The 236-nt window shown below is 42.8% G+C and carries 1 protein-coding gene; it reads right to left on the bottom strand.

All coding sequences use genetic code 11. The annotated features are described in order from the left end of the window. Nucleotides 1-236, bottom strand: a 236-nt coding sequence (locus AAEY68_RS21705; RefSeq protein WP_350586900.1) for an FAD-dependent oxidoreductase, incomplete at both ends; no start/stop codon positions are given.

Here is a 236-nt window from a genome sequence, read left to right as displayed (position 1 = left end):
CAATAAACACCTTTCGCGGTGGTATTTTGCTGCTCATCAGTAATGACATAGCCTTTAGCATCTAACTGCACATCGGTATTTTCTAAGCCGATATTGCCCGTTGATGGTGAACGACCAATAGCCCAAATTAGGCAGTCAATCGTTAAGCTTTGGTCATTTTCTAATAGTAAAGTCAGACTACCATCAGCATTTTTGGTGACCGATTTAGGTACGCTGTGAGTATGAAGCGTTGGGCC

Origin of the sequence: Pseudoalteromonas sp. RB2-MNA-CIBAN-0110 (genome assembly GCF_040309305.1) — a bacterium.
GTDB lineage: Bacteria > Pseudomonadota > Gammaproteobacteria > Enterobacterales > Alteromonadaceae > Pseudoalteromonas > Pseudoalteromonas arctica.
This window is presented reverse-complemented; position numbering and strand designations above follow the sequence as displayed.